General features: G+C 40.1%; 1 protein-coding gene. It reads left to right on the forward strand.

The window, feature by feature from the left end:
• Positions 1 to 1,375 (forward strand): collagen binding domain-containing protein (locus JUE67_RS12615; protein WP_225877971.1); only part of this gene is annotated, 1,375 nt, incomplete at both ends.

Here is a 1,375-nt window from a genome sequence, read left to right on the forward strand (position 1 = left end):
CAACGATCCAACTAGGCCTCACAGATACTTCATCCTTAGAAGGATCTATCAATTTCTCAACGGATGGTCAAAACGTTACTGCAAAACTGTCTGATACTACTTCAACAGCAAAAGCTTATATGCCTTCAGCCAATGTTAGCAGCAAGGATGCTTCTAGTGTTGCTTCGAAGAGCCAAATCGTAAAGACAGTATCTGAGAGTGCTGAGGGCAATGATATCTCACAATATTTGCCAGATGCCTCCAAAGGAACAATCATTACCGGAGCAAATATTGAATTCACAGATAGCAAAGGTAATACTGTTGATCCTACACAAGTGACAAAAGATACCAATCTTAATTTTCAATATACGTGGGCAATTCCGGATGAGCTGAAAGACGGATACCAAATTAAAGATGGTGACTATTTCTCATTTAAGTTACCTGAAGGAATTACCTATAAACCAGGTACGGGAACTCTCGGTGACTATGGAACTTATAGCATAGCTGCTGATGGCACAGTTAAGTTCACCTTTAACAGTGATGTTGAAAACGTGAACCACATTGAAGGGACATTTAGTTATACTTCTACCATCAGCAGTGACTCATCGTCTGGCAAAGAAGGCATTGTCATTGACACGACTACTGGACCGGTAACGATACCAATCGTTGTTCAGCCATCAGGTGGTAACGACATCGCAAAGACTGGTCAACTAACTGGCGCTAACACATCTGGAAATAATCCAACCGGGATTACGTGGAACGTCACAATTAATACCAATGGTCAAGAGCTAAAGAATGCAACAATTTCTGACCCAATGCCAAGTGATACTACTAACACTGTGCCAACCACGCTGAAATCGGTTAGTGTATATCCCTTGACAGTTGATCTGAATGGGAATGTGACTAAAACTGGCGATCCTCTTAAAGAAGGTACAGATTACAAGGTTGAAAATGGAAAAATCACGTTTATTGGTGCATATGCAGATACCTATCAGGCTTTTAAGGTTGAATACACTAGCGATATTGATTCGAGTAAATTGCCAGATAATGGTGGAAAATTAACCTTTACGAACAACGCTACCTTAACTAACGGTGATAAAAACTATCCAGCTAGTGCGACAGTCAACGCTAACTACGGAAAACTTTTAAACAAGAGTTTTGACGGTCAAGATAATAATGGTAGTCAAAAGTATAATTGGCATATTGACTACAATTATGGCGAAAAGACACTTCCTGCTAATACTAAATTGGTGGATACGTTATCACCGGGTCAAACATTCCCTGAGAACAATAAGATTTCATTAGTTGATGAGGCTGGTGGCCCTATTAGTCCCGATCAGTATAAAGTGACTTACAACACTGATAGAACGGAAATGACTATTACTTTCCCCAATGG

The sequence above is a fragment of the Lacticaseibacillus mingshuiensis genome (assembly GCF_016861785.1).
Taxonomy (GTDB): Bacteria; Bacillota; Bacilli; order Lactobacillales; family Lactobacillaceae; genus Lacticaseibacillus; species Lacticaseibacillus mingshuiensis.